Genomic DNA, 17,087 nt, shown 5'->3' with positions numbered 1-17,087 from the left:
GTCGCCCTGAGGTCTGTGGGGCCTGCCGGCCACGCCTGCCCTCCGGCTCACCCCTGCTGTTGTTTGTGCAGGGAGATCTCGGGGGCGGGTGTGTCGCCTGCGGCTCTGTTACTACCCAGAGTACGCGCCCGTGACCTCGCCGGTTCCCGGGGCGGCCCCCCGAACAGCGCCCGCCGTACGTCGGCCCGGGCCTCGCGCACCGAGAGGCGGGTGGTCCGCCACACCTCGGCGGCGGCACGGCCGACGGGAGCGATCGCCTGCCGGTGCACCGCGCGGACGCCGCGGCGGCCGGCGGCCCACCCTGCGCGCAGCACGTTCCCGACCGGAGTGACCACGTGCCGGCGCAGCCACCCGGCGGGCCGCACGACGGCCCACCTCCACAGCCGCACCAGCCCGCGCCCCAGCGCCCGGCTCACCCGCCCCGCGAGATGCCAGGCCGAAACGAGCACCTGCCAGACCGGCACGACCAAGTAGGCCCACACCCCGCGCCCGACCGGAGCGAGCAGATACCGCCACGCTCCACCCGCCACGGGCCGTACGACATACCGCCACAGCGCCACCCACGGCCAGACGAACACCGCCTTGCCCACCCACGCCACTCCGGCGACGAACCCCCGCCCCAGCCACCGCAGCCCGTGCCCGACGGGGGTGAGGACGTAGCGGTACAGCGCGCCGCCCGGCAGTACGAACAGGTACCGGACCGCGCCCGCGAGCAGCCATGCGATGCCCCGCCCGGCGGGCAGCAGCCCGTACTCCCAGACCGGGACCAGGAGGTACCGCCAGAGCCCCAAGCCCGTCGGCCGCAGCAGGTACGCGTACGCGGCCTGCCCCACCGGGAGCACGACGTAACGCCAGAGACCCGCCCAGGGCCAGTAGAAGACCAGCTTGAACAGGACCCCGATCAGCCACCCGGTCCCCCGCAGCACCGGCAGCAGGAGCAGTTCGTACAGCCTGCGCAACCCCTGCCCCAGCGGCCCGAGGACGGTCCGGTTCAGCATCCGTGCGAAGGCGACGAGCAGATCCCAGACCATCCGCAGGGGCAGCACGATCAGCACCGCCACGATCTTCACGGGGATCCGCACGACTCCGACCAGGCAGCCCTCTCCCCCGGGTGCGCGTGCCTCTTCCAGTTCCATACGGATAAGGACTCCGTAGGAGCCCCGGCCGTTGCGGGTAACACCCACGGGTCCGGACGCGACGACGGCCCGCCCCGAGGTCGGGGCGGGCCGTCGTCGTGCGGTCAGTTCGCCAGGGGGTGTCCGCCGGGCGGGGTCCGCGCGGGCGGCGGGGCCGCGGTGACCTTGTAGGCGCCGGGGAGGTAGCCCGGTGAGCGGGTGCCCGAGGCGTACCCGGGGCTGTCGAGCACCAGGTCGTAGGTACCCGGCGCGGCGCCGAAGGTGCTGACCTGCACGACGAGCACGGTTCCGGCGGCGTTGACCGATGCCGCTCTGACCATGGCGGACGAGATCCTGATGTCGCCGTCAGCGGACCTGAATTCCACGTCGGTACCGAGGGTCAGATTCGTGCCGCGCAGAGTCACCTTGGTGAGGGTCTGGGCGGGGCTCGTCGCCGGGGTCAGCGAAGTGGCGTCGGCCTGCTTCGGCCGAACGGCGCACGGGGTGAAGCTTGAGGAGCAGACACCCTGCATCTGGTACTTCAGCGGGGTCGCCGCCGTGTATGCGCTGAGCAGGAACAGGTACTCGCCCTTCGGGGCGCTGGTCGAGGTCTCGCAGTAGAAGTCGAAGTCGCCGACGTTCTTGTTGCCGCACTGGACCAGCGGGTCGATGTCCGAGCCCGTGAAACCGGTGGTGCTCAGCATCTCCACGTTGGGATTGGACACGGTCGCCACGCTGTTGTGCGTGCCGTAGACGTCGAAGCGCTGGCCCGGCTTCATGTCGGCGACGGCGCAGTAGCCCGCCGCATCCTCGGTCAGGGTGCCGCCGCGCACCGGGAAGTTCTCCGCCCCGATGCGCTTCGTGGTGCACTCCGGCGCCCAGCCGGCCGCGGTGGCGACCCGCCAGGTGTCGATGTGCGCCGCGATGGGTGTGCTGCCGTCGTAGCCGGAGGCCAGCACGTAGACGAGGTACCCCGTCGAGCCGGTGACCCGGCAGGCGTTGGCCCACTGCCGGCACACGAACTTCCCAGTGGCATCGACCACGATGAGCAAAGCGCCAGTGCGGTAGGCCGCTTCGGGGGTCCGCGCCGAGATCGCGAGCTTGTCGGTGGTGGCCGTCTTGAACTGCACGCAGGTGCTGTCCAGGGCGGACTTGAAGGTGTAGCCGGTGGACGCCCCGCCGACGGTCAGCGACTTGGGCGCAGGGCACTTCGCGGTCTGTGAGATGTCCCGTCGGACCAGCTGGTAGCTGTCGGAGCGGCCGTTGCCGACGAGCATCGCCGAATAGGCGGAGGCGGCCTGGAACACACAGCTGGCCGTGGAATCGCCGACCATGATGCACACCGGGTTGCCGGCGGCGTCGAAGATCCACACCGAGGCGTTGACCCGCTTGCTGGCGTTCGTGTAGTCGACCATCTCCGCGGTCGAGTGCTTGCCGGCCGCCAGAGCGAGGCACTTGACCGGGCTGTCGGCGGTGAGATCGACCCTGGTGCCCGGGGAGGGGCCGAAGGCGGCGCTGTTCCAGGTCGAGCAGCCGGCGGTGTTGCCGGTGCCCTGGACAGTCACCCGGTAGCTGCCCGTGGCGGGGCCGTTGAACACCGCGCGGAAGGGGGCGGTGCCGGTCAGCTTGCAGATGGCGAAGCGAGCCGTGAGCTCGCACTGCTGCAGGCCCTTGGCGTCGTAGACCGTCGTGCTCACGTCGGCACCGCCAACCGCCGGCGGCCTGTCGTAGAAGTACAGGCCCTTGCCCGTGGCCGTCGGGAGGGTCCGGCAGAGCCGCTGGCCCAGTCCGGTGAAGGAGCCGGTCGCGGGCCCGGAGGCGAAGCCGTCGTCACGGGCGTTCGTGCAGCCGGTGGACTGGTTCGTCGCGTAGAACCAGATGCCGTACGCGTCCGTACCGGTGTTGTCGGCGTCCCGCGCCCAGGTGTAGGTGCCGACGGAGAGGTTGCACGGCTTCAGGAGCTTCGGCGTGCAGGCCGCCGTTCCGTTGGGCCGGTAGAGCTGCCCGGAGGTCCACGAGGGGGTCTCGGTCGGGCCGAAGGAGTGGGGCCCGGCGGTGGTCACCCGCAGGCTCCGGCACGGCGCCTTGGAGGTGGCGTCGGGGACGGTGCCGTAGGCCTGCACGTCGACGACCGGGCAGCGGGCGGCGTTGGACAGGCGGGCGACGGTGAGGCCGTAGGCCGCGCTCCGTCCGTAGTCCTGGCTGATCAGCACGGTGTACGGAGCAGCGCCAGTCAGTTTGCAGTCGACGCCCTGCGACCTGTCGTCGCGGATGGAGCAGATCTGCTTGCCGAAGGCGTCGTAGACGGTGCCCTGCACCTGGTACGAGGTCAGGTGTGCCCGCAGGACGGAGCCGGTGACGATGTTCGTCGGCAGGCGGTAGCAGTCACCGGTGGAGCCGGCGGCCACGGTGGCCTCGAAGAGCTTCGGCGCCCCGAGGGTGGCCGCGGACGCGGCCACGGTGGTGCAGGTGGCACTGGACACCAGCGACCGGTAGGAGACCGAGAAGCCGCTTGAGGAGGAGTGGCGGCTGACGTCCAGCGTGTACGCGCCCGCCTTGCTCGTCGGGCAGCTCTCCTGGGCGCCCGTTTCGGTGCAGGTGACCACGGATCCGTCGGGCCCGGTCAGTGTGACGGACGCTCCGCTCGCGTCGAGGGCGAGGGCCCGGACGAGCACCAGGTCGGTCGCCGCCGTCAGTGAGAACGTGAACCGGAAAGGCCCGGTCCCCTGGGGTTTGGTGCAGGTGTAGACCGTGTCGGGTGCGAGGGCGCCCGAGCAGGTGTCGGCGGCCGCGGTGCGGCTGATCTCGCGCGCGGCCGCGGCCTGCTCGGTCGCGGGGTCCCGCGGTTTCGGCTCGGGCTTGGCGGGCGGCGCCTTCGGTTCGGGCGTGGCCGTGAGCGCGTCCTCGACCGTAGGCCCGGCCGGCCCGGTCGCGGGTGCGGACGGAGCGGCGACGGCCTGTTCCCCGTCCTTCGGTGCGATCGCGGCGGTGGCCACGCCGGCGGGTCCGACGAGGGTGGCCAGGACGGCGATGATCAGGGCGACGAGTGCGACGACGCGTTGCTGTCCGCCTCTCCCCCGACAGCGGACGTCCTTGAAGAGCTGCAGCATGTGATCCCCCCAGGATTCATGGCCCCCGCCGCGTGTCGATCACAGGGGCTAGGGGGTCAGCGGATCCTAGCGATACCCCCGGACACGACGACGGCCCGCCCCATGATCGGGGCGGGCCGTCGTCGTGCGGACGGGGTGCGGGTGCGCTACTTCACGACCGACAGGGGGAGCAGCTTCTTGCCCGTCGGGCCGATCTGGATGCTGGTGTCGAGCTGCGGGCAGACGCCGCAGTCGAAGCACGGGGTCCAGCGGCAGTCCTCGACCTCGGTCTCGTCGAGGGCGTCCTGCCAGTCCTCCCAGAGCCAGTCCTTGTCCAGGCCGGAGTCGAGGTGGTCCCAGGGGAGCACCTCCTCGTAGGTGCGCTCGCGGGTCGTGTACCAGGCCACGTCCACGCCGTAGGCGGGGAGGGTCTTCTCCGCGGCCTGCATCCAGCGGTCGTACGAGAAGTGCTCGCGCCAGCCGTCGAAGCGGCCGCCCGACTCGTACACGGCGCGGATGACGTCGCCGATGCGGCGGTCGCCGCGGGAGAGGAGGCCCTCGACGATGCCGGGCTTGCCGTCGTGGTAGCGGAAGCCGATGGAGCGGCCGTACTTCTTGTCGCCGCGGAGCTTGTCGCGGAGCTTGCCGAGGCGGGCGTCCGTCTCCTCGGCCGACAGCTGCGGGGCCCACTGGAAGGGGGTGTGCGGCTTGGGGACGAAGCCGCCGATGGAGACGGTGCAGCGGATGTCGTTCTGGCCGGAGACCTCGCGGCCCTTGGCGATGACGTTGACCGCCATGTCGCCGATCTGCAGCACGTCCTCGTCGGTCTCGGTCGGCAGGCCGACCATGAAGTACAGCTTCACCTGGCGCCAGCCGTTGCCGTACGCGGTGGCGACCGTACGGATCAGGTCCTCTTCCGAGACCATCTTGTTGATGACCTTGCGCATGCGCTCGGAGCCGCCCTCGGGGGCGAAGGTCAGACCGGAGCGGCGGCCGTTGCGGGTCAGCTCGTTGGCCAGGTCCACGTTGAAGGCGTCCACGCGGGTCGACGGCAGGGACAGGCCCACCTTGTCGTCCGTGTAGCGGTCGGCCAGGCCCTTGGCGATGTCCGCGATCTCGGTGTGGTCCGCCGAGGAGAGGGACAGGAGGCCGACCTCCTCGAAGCCCGTGGCCTTCAGGCCGCGCTCCACCATCTCGCCGATGCCGGTGATGCTTCGCTCCCGCACGGGGCGCGTGATCATGCCGGCCTGGCAGAAACGGCAGCCGCGGGTGCAGCCGCGGAAGATCTCCACGGACATCCGCTCGTGGACGGTCTCGGCGAGCGGGACCAGGGGCTGCTTGGGGTAGGGCCACTCGTCGAGGTCCATGACGGTGTGCTTGGACACGCGCCACGGCACGCCGGAGCGGTTGGGGACGACGCGGCCGATGCGGCCGTCCGGCAGGTACTCGACGTCGTAGAAGCCCGGCACGTAGACGCCGCCGGTCTTCGCGAGGCGCAGGAGCACCTCTTCGCGTCCGCCCGGGCGGCCTTCGGCCTTCCACGCGCGGATGATCTCGGTCATGTCGAGGACGGCCTGCTCGCCGTCGCCGATGATCGCGCAGTCGATGAACTCCGCGATCGGCTCGGGGTTGAAGGCCGCGTGGCCGCCCGCGAGCACGATGGGGTGGTCGACCGTACGGTTCTTCGCCTCCAGCGGGATGCCCGCGAGGTCCAGCGCCGTGAGCATGTTCGTGTAGCCGAGCTCGGTGGAGAAGGAGAGCCCGAAGACGTCGAAGGCCGAGACGGGGCGGTGGCTGTCCACGGTGAACTGGGGCACCTTGTGCTCGCGCATCAGCTCTTCGAGGTCCGGCCACACGCTGTACGTGCGCTCCGCGAGCACGCCCTCGCGCTCGTTCAGCACCTCGTACAGGATCATGACGCCCTGGTTGGGGAGCCCGACCTCGTACGCGTCCGGGTACATCAGCGCCCAGCGGACGTCGGCGCTCTCCCACGGCTTGACCGTGGAGTTGAGCTCACCGCCGACGTACTGGATCGGCTTCTGGACGTGCGGAAGCAGGGCCTCAAGCTGAGGGAAGACCGACTCGGTCATCACGCGACTTTCGTGAAGCGGGCAGGGGGCGACTCTCAAGCGTACCCCGGGCCCCGGAGCACCCCCGCCCGCAAGATCAGCCGCGCAGCGCGGCCGCCGGTCCCGCGGTCGCCGCCCACACCTGCGGCAGCTCCCGCTCGCGGCGCTCGGCCAGTGCCTCCTCGCGGGCGTAGAGCACGCCCCAGGTGAAGGACGACTCCCCCGCGCCGGCCGCCTGGACGGCCAGTCCGCGCAGGGCTTCGCGGGCGACGACCCCGTCCTGGTGGTCGCCGAGCAGGGTCTGGACCGCCTTCACCGCCTTGGCCAGCTTGCGCGCGGGTTTGCCGAGGGCAGGGGCCGCCGCCTCGGCCGCGTACCGGGCGCGCTTCGCGGCCTTGCGGGCCTCGTGCAGGGCCAGGTCGCGGCCCTCGCCCGGGTCCAGGGACAGCGCGGCCTCGATCCGGCCGGCGAGGCGCTCGTAGTCCGCGAGGACCGCTGCGGGCAGGGCCGACTCCGCCGGCCGGGCTGCGGCCTTCTGCAGCGGCGGGTCGGCCAGCAGGGCGTCGAGGGCGTCGAGCAGGGCCACGTGGCGCCTGCTGTCGAGCGCGGCCAGCGCCGCACGGCGGGCACCGGTGCGGCGGGCGACGTTCCAGATCTTGAGGCGGCCGCGGACCGGGCCCAGCACCAGGGTGCGCGGGAGTTCGTCGAGCCGGTTCTGGATCCGTTCGAGCAGTACTTCCTGGTCGCGGTCGACTCCGAGCTCGGCGGCGAGCCAGCGCAGCTCCTCGCCGATCGGGCCGGTCTCGGCGGGGTCCAGGATCCGGCGGTGGGTCTTGAAGGCGCTGCGCAGGCGCCGGGTGGCGACCCGCATCTGGTGGACGGAGTCGGGCAGCCCGCGGCGTACGGCGGGGTCCTGGGCGACGAGGGTGTCGCGCTGTTCGCGCAGGTACGCGAGCACGTGCGCGCCCACCGTGTCCTCGGCGAGGCCGGTGTCGGCGCCGGCCGTCCGGGCCGGGGGTTCCCCGCCGGTCTCGGTCAGCGCCCGCGCGAGCTTCGAGGGGGCGTCGCTGACCCGGAGTCCTGCCTTGCGGAAGGTCTTCTCCACGGCGTCGAGCAGCGCCGGGTCGGCTCCGTCGGCGAGCTCGACCTCCACCTCGGTCCAGGCGGCGGTGGCGTCCGCGCGCTCGGCCCGCACCGCGTCCGTGGACAGCTCCGCGAGGAGGGCGCCGTCGGCGTCGAGGAGGTGGCTGACGCGGCGCGAGGACAGGAGTCTGACCTGTGGTTCCAGCGGGGTGTCGCGGACGCGGGAGCGCAGCAGGGCGGTCAGCGCGTCCGGGACGGTGTCGCCGAGGGGGGCGGTGATCTCGTCGCGCACGCCGGGGGCGACGGGCAGTTTGAGGTGCCAGCCGGCGTCCTTGCCGCCGGTGCGGCGGCGCAGGGTGAGCCCGTCGGCGGCGAGCCGCTGGTCGGGGGTGTCGTAGTAGACGGCGTCGAGCTCGGCCGTGCCCTGGTCGCTCACGGCCGCGATGGCGGCCGTGCCCGTCAGGTCGGGTACGCCGCGCCGTCCGGCCTTGGTGGTCCTGAACTCGAATTTGCGCTCGATCTCGCGCTTCGTGTCCGCCATGGATCGAACGTAGTCCTGAACGGAACACGGCGGGAAGGAAAACGGCGGGGGCGGCGGAAAACCTGCCCGGGAACCGACGGATCAAGCCTGCCGTGAGCCGATCGGACCGGGCGGGCCGGGCGTACCTGGCAGGCCGGGCGGACCGGTCCCCGGGTCCGCCGGCCGCGGGCCGAACGGCCCCGGCCCGCCGGATCCGGGCCGAGCCGACCCCGGGCCGGCCGAGCGGCCCCGGGGCCGCATCAAGCCGACATCGGCCGCTGCACCCTGATCGACTGGAGCAGCCCGATGGCCACCCACACGGCGAACATCGAGGATCCTCCGTAGGACACGAAGGGCAGCGGGAGGCCGGCCACGGGCATGATCCCGAGGGTCATGCCGATGTTCTCGAAGGACTGGAAGGCGAACCAGGCGATGATCCCGGCGCACACGATCGTGCCGTACAGCTCGGTGGTCTCGCGGGCGATCATGCAGGCGCGCCACAGGATGACGCCGAGCAGCACCAGGATCAGCCCGGCTCCGACGAAGCCCAGCTCCTCCCCCGCCACCGTGAAGACGAAGTCGGTCTGCTGCTCGGGGACGAACTGGCCGGTGGTCTGCGACCCCTTGAAGAGCCCGGAGCCGGTCAGGCCGCCGGAGCCGATGGCGATGCGCGCCTGGTTGGTGTTGTAGCCGACGCCGGCCGGGTCGAGCTCGGGGTTGGCGAAGGCCGCGAAGCGGTTGATCTGGTACTCGTCGAGGATGCCGAGCTGCCAGATCAGGATGGCCCCGCCGACGCCCGAGCCGAGGAGGCCCAGCACCCAGCGGTTGGAGGCGCCGGAGGCCAGCAGGACGCCGAGCACGATGACGACCATGACCATGACGGAGCCGAGGTCGGGCATCAGCATGATGATGCCCATGGGGAAGGCGGCCAGGCAGAGCGCCTTGACCACCGTGCGGTGGTCGGGGTGGGCGAGGTCGCCCGCGTCCACCCGGGTGGCCAGCAGCATCGCCATGACCAGGATGATCGTGATCTTGACGAACTCGGACGGCTGCAGCGAGAAGCCGCCGCCGACCACGATCCAGGCGTGGGCGCCGTTGATCGTGGCGCCGAGCGGGGTGAGCACGGCGAGGATCAGGACCACGGAGAGCCCGTAGAGGATCGGCACGGCGCCGCGCAGGGTGCGGTGGCCCAGCCAGATGGTGCCGATCATCAGCACGAGGCCGATGCCGGTGTTCATGGCGTGCCGGAAGAGGAAGTAGTACGGGTCCCCGTTGTTCAGCGAGGTCCGGTTGCGGGTCGCCGACCACACCAGCAGGGCGCCGATGAGGGAGAGGGCGAGCGCGGAGAGGAGTATCGGCCAGTCGAGCCGGCGCACCACGGAGTCGCGGGCGGTGAGTTTGGCCATCGCTCCCCGCTGCTCCGGCGCGTACCGGGCCACGGAGAATTTGTTGGCGGTCTGCATGTCGGTCCTCGGTACTCAGTCGTGCTGCGCGGGGCGCTGGGCGGGCGGGCCGGCGAGCGCGGGCGACGCCAGTTCTTCCGGGGACGGCGGTACGTACGGCCGGATCTCGGGGGAATCGATGCCGCCGTCGGGGCGGATCTTGGGCAGGCCCTTCTCCGGTCCCAGCAGGAGCGCCTTCTTGTAGTCCTGGTTGCCCGCCATGTCCAGGCCGTAGATGGCGTTGTAGATGTTGCGGACGGCGGGGCCGGAGGCTCCGGAGCCGGTGCCGCCCTGGGAGATGGTCATGACGATGGTGAAGTCGTCGGTGTAGGTCGCCAGCCACGAGGTGGTCTGCTTGCCGTAGACCTGGGCGGTGCCGGTCTTGGCGCGCATCGGGATCTTGTCCAGCGGCCAGCCGCCGAAGCGCCAGGCGGCGGTGCCGCCGGGCTCGACGACCATGCGCAGGCCCTTGTCGAGGTCCTTGATGGTCTTGGCGTCGATCGGCAGCCTGCCGTGCGGCTTGGGCTTGATCATTCGGACCTGCTTGCCGTCGGCGCTGATCACGGCCTTGCCGACGATGGGGTCGAAGAGGGTGCCCCCGTTGCTGATGGCGGCGTAGGCGGTGGCCATCTGGATGGGGGTGACGAGGACGTCGCCCTGGCCGATGGCGAAGTTGATGCTGTCGTACGCCTTGAGCTGGTTGCCTTCGAGGCAGCTCTCGTAGGCGATCTGCTCGACGTAGGTGCCGCCCTTCTTGCCCTGCTTGCACCAGGAGTTCTTGTTGGCCGCCCAGAAGGACTGCTTCCAGTGCCGGTCGGGGATGCGGCCGGAGACCTCGTTGGGCAGGTCGATCCCGGTCTCGGAGCCGAGGCCGAAGTCGCGGGCGGTCCGGTAGAACCAGTCGTGGGCGTCCTTCTTGGGCTTGAGCCCGCCGTCGCGCTGCCACTCCTTGTGTCCGAGGGCGTAGAAGACGGTGTTGCAGGAGAACTTGAGGGCCTCGCCGAGGGTGATGGGGCCGTGTCCCTTGGACTCGAAGTTCGCGAAGCTCCGGTTGCCCATGCTGTACGAGGCGCTGCAGTTGTACTTGTCGTCGAAGGCGTATCCGGCCCGGACGGCCGCGCTCGCCGACACCACCTTGAAGATGGAGCCCGCGGGGGCCTGGCCCTGGATGGCCCGGTTGAGCAGCGGGTAGTTGGAGGTGTCGCTGGTGAGGCCGGCGTAGTCCTTGGCGGCGATGCCGCCGACCCAGGCGTTGGGGTCGTAGTCGGGCTGGGAGGCCATGGCGACGACCCGGCCGGTCTTGGTCTCCATGACGACGACGGCGCCCGAGTCGCCCTCGTACTTGCGGCCGGTGATCTTGTCGGTCTCCTGGCGGACCGTCTTCATCGCCAGCTGGAGCTCGTACTCGGCAACGGACTGGACCCGGGCGTCGATGCTGGTGACCAGGGTGGATCCGGGCACACCGGCGTCGGATTCCGTCTGGTGCATGACCCGGCCGAGGTTGTCCACCTCGTAGGAGGTGACCATCGCCTTGCCGCGCAGGTACTTGTCGTAGGTGCGCTCGATCCCGGAGCGGCCGACCTGGTCGGAGCGCAGGTGCGGCGAGTCGGTGTCCTTGGCCTTCTGGATCTCGTCGTCGGTGACCGGCGAGAGGTATCCGAGGACCTGCGCGGTACGGGCCCCGCCGGGGGCCGGGTAGCGGCGGATCGCGACGGGCTCGGCGGTGATGCCGGGGAACTCCTCCGGGCGTTCGCGCAGCTGCAGCGCCTGCTGCGTGGTGGCGTCGAGGGTGATCGGGATCGGCTGGTACGGGGAGCCGTTCCAGCAGGGCGCGGGGGTCTGGGAGTCGCAGAGGCGGACCTTCTCCATGACCTCCTTGGGGGTCATGTCCAGGACGCCGGCGAGCCGGGTCATGACGCCCTTGCCGCGGTCCTTCATCTTCATCAGCGCCGTGCGGCTGGTGGAGACGACCAGCCGGGTCTCGTTGTCGGCGAGGGCGACGCCCCGGGCGTCGAGGATCGTCCCGCGCACGGCCGGCTGGACGACCCGCTGGACGTGGTTGCTCTTCGCCTCGTGGTAGTACTCGGCGCCGTTGCGGATCTGGAGGTACCAGAGCCGGCCGCCGAGGGTGAGGAACATCGAGCAGACGAGGACCTGGATGATCACGAGCCGGATCTGCACCCGGGAGGTACGGCCGGTCTCCGGAATGTTGGTCACGTGGACTCCTCCCTCACAGCTTCTTGACGCTCTTCACACCCTTGATTCCCTTGACGCCCTTTATCCGGCCGGCCCGGTTGGCCCGGCTGCGGGCGGTCTTCATCCGCAGGCCGCCGCGCTGGCTGCCGATCCGCAGCCCGGTGCCACCGGCCAGCCAGCCGGAGGCGATGTCCTTGCCCGCGGGCGGACCGCCGTTGGCCTCGACGGCCATCGGGTCGTTCTCCGCGCGGCGGGCCAGGGCCATGATGAACGGCACGGTGAAGGGGGCGAGCAGCAGGTCGTAGAGGACCGCGGTGAACAGCAGTCCGGTCAGGCCCACGTGCCGGGCGGCGGTGTCGCCGACCAGGGCGCCGACGCCCGCGTAGAGCAGGGTGGACACGAAGGCGGCGCCGACGACCGTGAGCATCGGGCCCCAGGCGGAGCGGAACCGCCCGGTGTCGGGGCGGACCAGGCCGGCGACGTAGCCGATGACGCACAGCACGAGCGCGTAGCGGCCGGCGGCGTGGTCGGCGGGCGGGGCCAGGTCGGTGAGGAGGCCGGCGGCGAAGCCGATGAGGGCGCCACTGACGCACCCGTACACGAGTGCGAGGGCGACGACCGTGAGCAGGACCAGGTCGGGGACGGCTCCGGGGAGTTGGAGGCGGCCCAGGATGGAGACCTGGACGACCAGGGCGACCACGACGAGCGTGCCCGAGAGCAGGATCCGGTTGAAACGCATGATGATCGGCTCCTAGTCGTCGGCCGGCTTGCCGGACGCGGACGCGCCGGGCGACGGGGTGACCGTGACGGTGACCGTCGGGGTGGGCTTGGGGGCCTCGGGCTTGGGCGGCAGGACCGCGTCGCGCGGGTCCTCGCGCGGGGGCATGACCACGACGCCGACGATGTCCAGGCGGGAGAAGCCGACGAAGGGGCGGACCCAGATGGTGCGGGTCAGGTCGCCGCGCGAGGGGTCGACCTTGATCACCTCGCCGATCGGGACGCCGGGCACGAAGGGCTTGTTGCCGCGCGAGCCGAAGGTGACGAGCCGGTCGCCGGTGTTGATCTTGGCCTTGCCGTTGAGCATCTGCACGGAGAGCTCCCGGTCGCCCTGACCGGTGGCGAAGCCGAGTTCGCCGGTCTTCTCCAGGCGGGTTCCGACGGTGAAGTCGGGGTCGTTGGCGAGGACCACGGTGGCGGTGTCGGGGCCGACGGTGGCGACGCGGCCGACGAGTCCGTCCCCGTTGAGGACGGTCATGTCGCGCTCGATGCCGTCCTTGCTGCCCGCGTCGATGGTCACGGTCCAGGAGAAGCCCTGGGCCGCTCCTATGGCGATGACCTCGGCACCCTTGATGCCGTACTGGCCCGCGCCCGCCCGCTTGAGCATCTCGTCGAGCTCGCGGATCCGGCTGCGGGTCTGGTCGTCGCTGCCCAGCTTGGCCTTGAGCGCCGCGTTCTCGCGCTCCAGCGTCGCGATGCGGTTGTGCCGCTCGCCGGAGTCCCGTACCGCCCCTATGGCGTTGGCGACCGGGTCGACGCCCTTGGCCACGCCCTTCTCGACCGGCCCGAAAACCGCTGCGGCGGCCTGTCGGGCACCGTCGACCGGAGACTCCTCACCTGTCCTGATGTCCACCGTGATCAAAGCGAACGCGATGGCGATCAGAAGCACCAGGAGCAGCCGGCTTTCTCGTGTGTCCCTCACGTGCGGCGGCCGTGCCTTCCTCATAGATACCGTGCGGCGAAGCCGCTCCGGTGGAGCCGGGGCTCGCACCGGACCTTGCCTGTATATCAACGATCCGCCGTACGGGCCCGGTAGCACCCGTACGGCGGATCATTTGTGTTCCACCGCCGCGCGGCGGGCCGGATCAGCGCCGCGGCTGGGCGTCCAGGACCTGCTGGAGCGCCTCGAACTCCTCTACGCACTTGCCGGATCCGAGCGCGACGGAGTCGAGCGGGTCCTCGGCGATGTGGATCGGCATGCCCGTCTCGCGGCGCAGCCGCTCGTCGAGGCCGCGCAGCAGGGCGCCGCCTCCGGTCAGGACGATGCCGCGGTCCATGATGTCGCCGGAGAGCTCCGGCGGGCACTTGTCGAGGGTGGTCTTGACGGCGTCGACGATGGCGTTGACCGGCTCCTCGATCGCCTTGCGCACCTCGGCGGCCGAGATCACCACGGTCTTGGGCAGGCCCGAGACCAGGTCGCGGCCGCGGATCTCGGTGTGCTCGTCCTTGTCGAGGTCGTAGGCCGACCCGATGGTGATCTTGATCTGCTCGGCGGTCCGCTCACCGAGGAGGAGCGAGTACTCCTTCTTGATGTGCTGGATGATCGCGTTGTCGAGCTCGTCTCCGGCCACCCGGATGGACTGTGCCGTGACGATTCCGCCGAGGGAGATGACGGCCACCTCGGTGGTGCCGCCGCCGATGTCCACGACCATGTTGCCGGTGGCCTCGTGGACGGGCAGGCCCGCTCCGATGGCGGCGGCCATCGGCTCTTCGATGATGTGCACCTGGCGGGCACCGGCCTGCGTGGACGCCTCGATGACGGCGCGGCGCTCCACTCCCGTGATGCCGGAGGGCACGCAGACCACCACGCGCGGACGGGCCAGGTAACGGCGCTTGTGGATCTTGAGGATGAAGTACCGGAGCATCCGCTCGGTGATCTCGAAGTCGGCGATGACGCCGTCCTTGAGGGGCCGCACGGCGACGATGTTGCCGGGCGTGCGCCCGATCATCTTCTTGGCTTCGGAGCCGACCGCCAGGATGCCACCGGTGTTCGTGTTGATGGCGACCACGGACGGCTCGTTCAGGACGATTCCCCGGCCCCTCACGTACACCAGCGTGTTGGCGGTCCCGAGGTCGATCGCCATGTCACGGCCGATGAACGACATGTTGTTCCCCTTGTTCCCCATGAGGAGCGTCTGGCCTTCCAGTTGATAGCGGCTGCTGTCAGGTCGGCGAGGTGGGTGTGTGGGTGGAGGCCCCATCGTAGTGCCGCAAGTACGGCCACCGCGCGACGGGACTCCGGCAAGCCCGCCGGAACGAATACCCGCCCCCATAGTGGTGACGTCGTGTCCTGTCGATGCGTTCCCGAATGTGCCCGGTAATACCGGAGGGCGACCGAAATTACTTCGGTCGCCCCAGGTCATGAGCGCTATTCGGCTGATGTTGCGTCAGAAGAGAGTGATCACAGCGCCGGGAAGAACAGCTTCAGCTCCCGCTCCGCGGACTCCTCGGAGTCCGAGGCGTGGATCAGGTTCTCCCGGGTGACGGTACCGAAGTCACCCCGGATGGAGCCGGGCGCGGCGGCAATCGGGTCAGTGGGTCCGGCCAACTGGCGGACACCCTCGATCACGCGCTCCCCTTCGACGACCAGGGCCACGACCGGGCCGCTCGCCATGAAGCCCATGAGGGGCTCGTAGAAGACCTTGCCCTTGTGCTCGCCGTAGTGCGCTTCCAGGGTCTCCTGGTCCAGCATGCGCAGCTCCAGCGCGGGAATGGTCCAGCCGGCCTTCCGCTCGATGCGGCCGACGATCTCGCCGATCAGGCCGCGACGGACGGCGTCGGGCTTGAGGAGGACGAGCGTGCGCTGGGTCATATGGGTAACTCCTTGCGGCATACGGGTGCGGTCCGACGAGGCTACAGGGGCCCGGGCCCTCGCCGTACGGGGCCTTCCCCGGCCCCGTACCGGCTCCTCGGCGGGCTACGCCTCGGTCGGGGCGGCCTGGGCCTCCGCCTGGGCGGCCCAGCGGGCCTTGATCACGTCGATGCGGCGGCCGTAGTGGATCGAGCACCACCACAGACCGGCGAACACCACGCCCAGGATGAACATCATCGGGACGACGAACCCGCTCAGCACGAGCCCGATCTGCAGGGCCCAGCCGATCTGGACGGCCCCGGGGCGCGAGAGCATCCCGCACAGCAGGACCGACACCAGCATCGCGATCCCGCAGACCGTCCAGACCGTGGCCTGGCTCAGATCGCCCTTCATCGCGACCAGCCCGGCGAAGCCGATCACGAAGAACTCGGCGATCAGCGTCGAAGCACACAGCGTGCGCATCCCTCAGCCCCTCTTCAGCAGCAGGCGGGCCTCGCCCACCGTGATGACGGACCCGGTCACCAGGACCCCGGCCCCTCCGTACTCCGCCTCTTCCTCCGCCAGCGTGATCGCCGCCTCCAGGGCGTCGTCCAGCCGCGGCTCCACCTGCACCCGGTCGGCGCCGAAGACCTCGACCGCGATGGCCGCGAGGTCGTCGGCAGACACCGCCCGGTGGCTGGTGTTCTCCGTGATCACGACCTCCGCGAAGATCGGCTCGAAGGCCTCGAAGAGCCCGCGCGCGTCCTTGCCCTCGCTCGCGCCCACGACCCCGATGAGCCGGCTGAAGCCGAAGGCCTCGGTCACCGCCTCCGCCGTGACCCGCGCCCCGGCCGGGTTGTGCGCCGCGTCCAGGACCACCGTCGGGCTGCGCCGCACGACCTCCATGCGGCCGGGCGAGGTCACCGAGGCGAAGGCCTTCCGCACGGTCTCCACGTCCAGCGCCCGCGCGTGGTCGGCGCCGATCCCGAAGAAGGCCTCGACCGCCGCCAGCGCCACCGCCGCGTTGTGCGCCATGTGGGCGCCGTGCAGCGGCAGGAAGATGCCGTCGTACTCGCCGCCCAGCCCGCGCAGCGTCAGCTGCTGCCCGCCCACCGCGACCTCGCGGGTGACGACGCCGAACTCCATGCCCTCGCGGGCCACGGTCGCGTCGACCTCCACGGCCTTCTTCAGCAGCACCTGCGCCGCGTCCACCGGCTGCTGCGCCAGGATCACGGTGGCGCCCTTCTTGATGACGCCGCCCTTCTCCAGCGCGATCTCGCCGGTGGTGGAGCCGAGCCGGTCCGTGTGGTCCAGGCTGATCGGGGTGACCACGGCGACCGCGCCGTCGATGACGTTGGTGGCGTCCCAGGTGCCGCCCATGCCCACCTCGACCACGGCCGCGTCCACGGGAGCGTCCGCGAAGGCCGCGTAGGCCATGCCGGTGAGGACCTCGAAGAACGACAGCCGGATCTCCTCGGCCGCGTCCACCATGTCCACGTACGGCTTGATGTCGTGGTACGTCTCGACGAACCGCTCGGCGCTGATCGGCGCCCCGTCCAGGCTGATCCGCTCGGTGACCGACTGCACGTGCGGGCTGGTGTAGCGGCCCGTGCGCAGCTCGAAGGCGTTCATCAGCGCCTCGATCATGCGGGAGGTGCTCGTCTTGCCGTTGGTGCCGGTGACGTGGATGGAGGGGTACGCGCGCTGCGGCTCGCCCAGGACGTCCATCAGCGCGGCGATCCGCGTGACGGACGGCTCCAGCTTGGTCTCGCCCCAGCGGCCGGCCAGCTCCTGCTCCACCTCCCGCAGCGCCTGGGCCACCTCGGGGTCGGCGGGCTCTTCGGGTACCGGTTCGCCCTGGGGCGGACCGGCCTGCGTACGCAGGGTGCGGCTGCCCGCCTCGATCACCGCCAGGTCGGGGTCGCGGTCGGACTCTTCCGCCACGATCTGGTCGAACGCGTCGAAGCTGTCATCGTGGCTCTCGGGCTGCTGCTCACTCACGGGA

General features: G+C 70.8%; 12 protein-coding genes. All 12 read right to left on the bottom strand.

The annotated features are described in order from the left end of the window. Positions 1–47: 47 nt before the first annotated feature. Positions 48–1,136, bottom strand: coding sequence for a hypothetical protein (locus OG898_RS18475; protein WP_266958079.1), 1,089 nt, complete (start codon positions 1,134–1,136; stop codon positions 48–50). Between the two features lie 104 nt (positions 1,137–1,240). Beyond that, positions 1,241–4,225 carry a hypothetical protein gene (locus OG898_RS18470; RefSeq protein WP_266958077.1) on the bottom strand — a complete coding sequence of 995 codons (2,985 nt, stop codon included), beginning with the start codon at positions 4,223–4,225 and terminating at the stop codon, positions 1,241–1,243. A gap of 146 nt (positions 4,226–4,371) precedes the next feature. Next, positions 4,372–6,297, bottom strand: a complete 1,926-nt coding sequence (locus tag OG898_RS18465; RefSeq protein WP_250739463.1) for a TIGR03960 family B12-binding radical SAM protein — start codon at positions 6,295–6,297, stop codon at positions 4,372–4,374. A gap of 73 nt (positions 6,298–6,370) precedes the next feature. Further along, positions 6,371–7,897, bottom strand: coding sequence for a CYTH and CHAD domain-containing protein (locus OG898_RS18460; RefSeq protein WP_266958074.1), 1,527 nt, complete (start codon positions 7,895–7,897; stop codon positions 6,371–6,373). Between the two features lie 239 nt (positions 7,898–8,136). Next, complete coding sequence (gene rodA / locus OG898_RS18455; protein ID WP_250739465.1) at positions 8,137–9,339, bottom strand: rod shape-determining protein RodA; 1,203 nt, start codon at positions 9,337–9,339, stop codon at positions 8,137–8,139. 15 nt (positions 9,340–9,354) lie between these two features. Then, positions 9,355–11,535: a penicillin-binding protein 2 gene (gene mrdA, locus OG898_RS18450; protein ID WP_266958072.1), complete on the bottom strand. Its 2,181-nt coding sequence runs from the start codon at positions 11,533–11,535 to the stop codon at positions 9,355–9,357. A 13-nt stretch (positions 11,536–11,548) separates the two neighbouring features. Continuing rightward, positions 11,549–12,253, bottom strand: coding sequence for a rod shape-determining protein MreD (gene mreD, locus OG898_RS18445; protein ID WP_250739467.1), 705 nt, complete (start codon positions 12,251–12,253; stop codon positions 11,549–11,551). A gap of 12 nt (positions 12,254–12,265) precedes the next feature. Continuing rightward, positions 12,266–13,213 carry a rod shape-determining protein MreC gene (mreC, locus tag OG898_RS18440; RefSeq protein ID WP_250739468.1) on the bottom strand — a complete coding sequence of 316 codons (948 nt, stop codon included), beginning with the start codon at positions 13,211–13,213 and terminating at the stop codon, positions 12,266–12,268. Between the two features lie 163 nt (positions 13,214–13,376). Next, a complete protein-coding gene (locus OG898_RS18435) occupies positions 13,377–14,396 on the bottom strand; it encodes a rod shape-determining protein (protein ID WP_069923827.1) in 1,020 nt (339 codons plus the stop codon). Positions 14,397–14,692: 296 nt separating this feature from the next. Further along, the gene (gene ndk / locus OG898_RS18430; protein WP_250739469.1) at positions 14,693–15,103 is read right to left on the bottom strand and encodes a nucleoside-diphosphate kinase; all 411 of its coding nucleotides are present in this window, start codon (positions 15,101–15,103) and stop codon (positions 14,693–14,695) included. Between the two features lie 105 nt (positions 15,104–15,208). After that, a complete protein-coding gene (locus OG898_RS18425; protein WP_250739470.1) occupies positions 15,209–15,565 on the bottom strand; it encodes a DUF4233 domain-containing protein in 357 nt (118 codons plus the stop codon). A 3-nt stretch (positions 15,566–15,568) separates the two neighbouring features. Beyond that, on the bottom strand, positions 15,569–17,083 hold the full coding sequence (locus OG898_RS18420) for a folylpolyglutamate synthase/dihydrofolate synthase family protein (RefSeq protein ID WP_250739471.1): 1,515 nt from the start codon (positions 17,081–17,083) through the stop codon (positions 15,569–15,571). Between the last annotated feature and the right edge of the window lie 4 nt (positions 17,084–17,087).

Origin of the sequence: Streptomyces sp. NBC_00193, from assembly GCF_026342735.1 — a bacterium.
Classification (GTDB): Bacteria; Actinomycetota; Actinomycetes; order Streptomycetales; family Streptomycetaceae; genus Streptomyces; species Streptomyces stoeckheimensis.
This window is presented reverse-complemented; position numbering and strand designations above follow the sequence as displayed.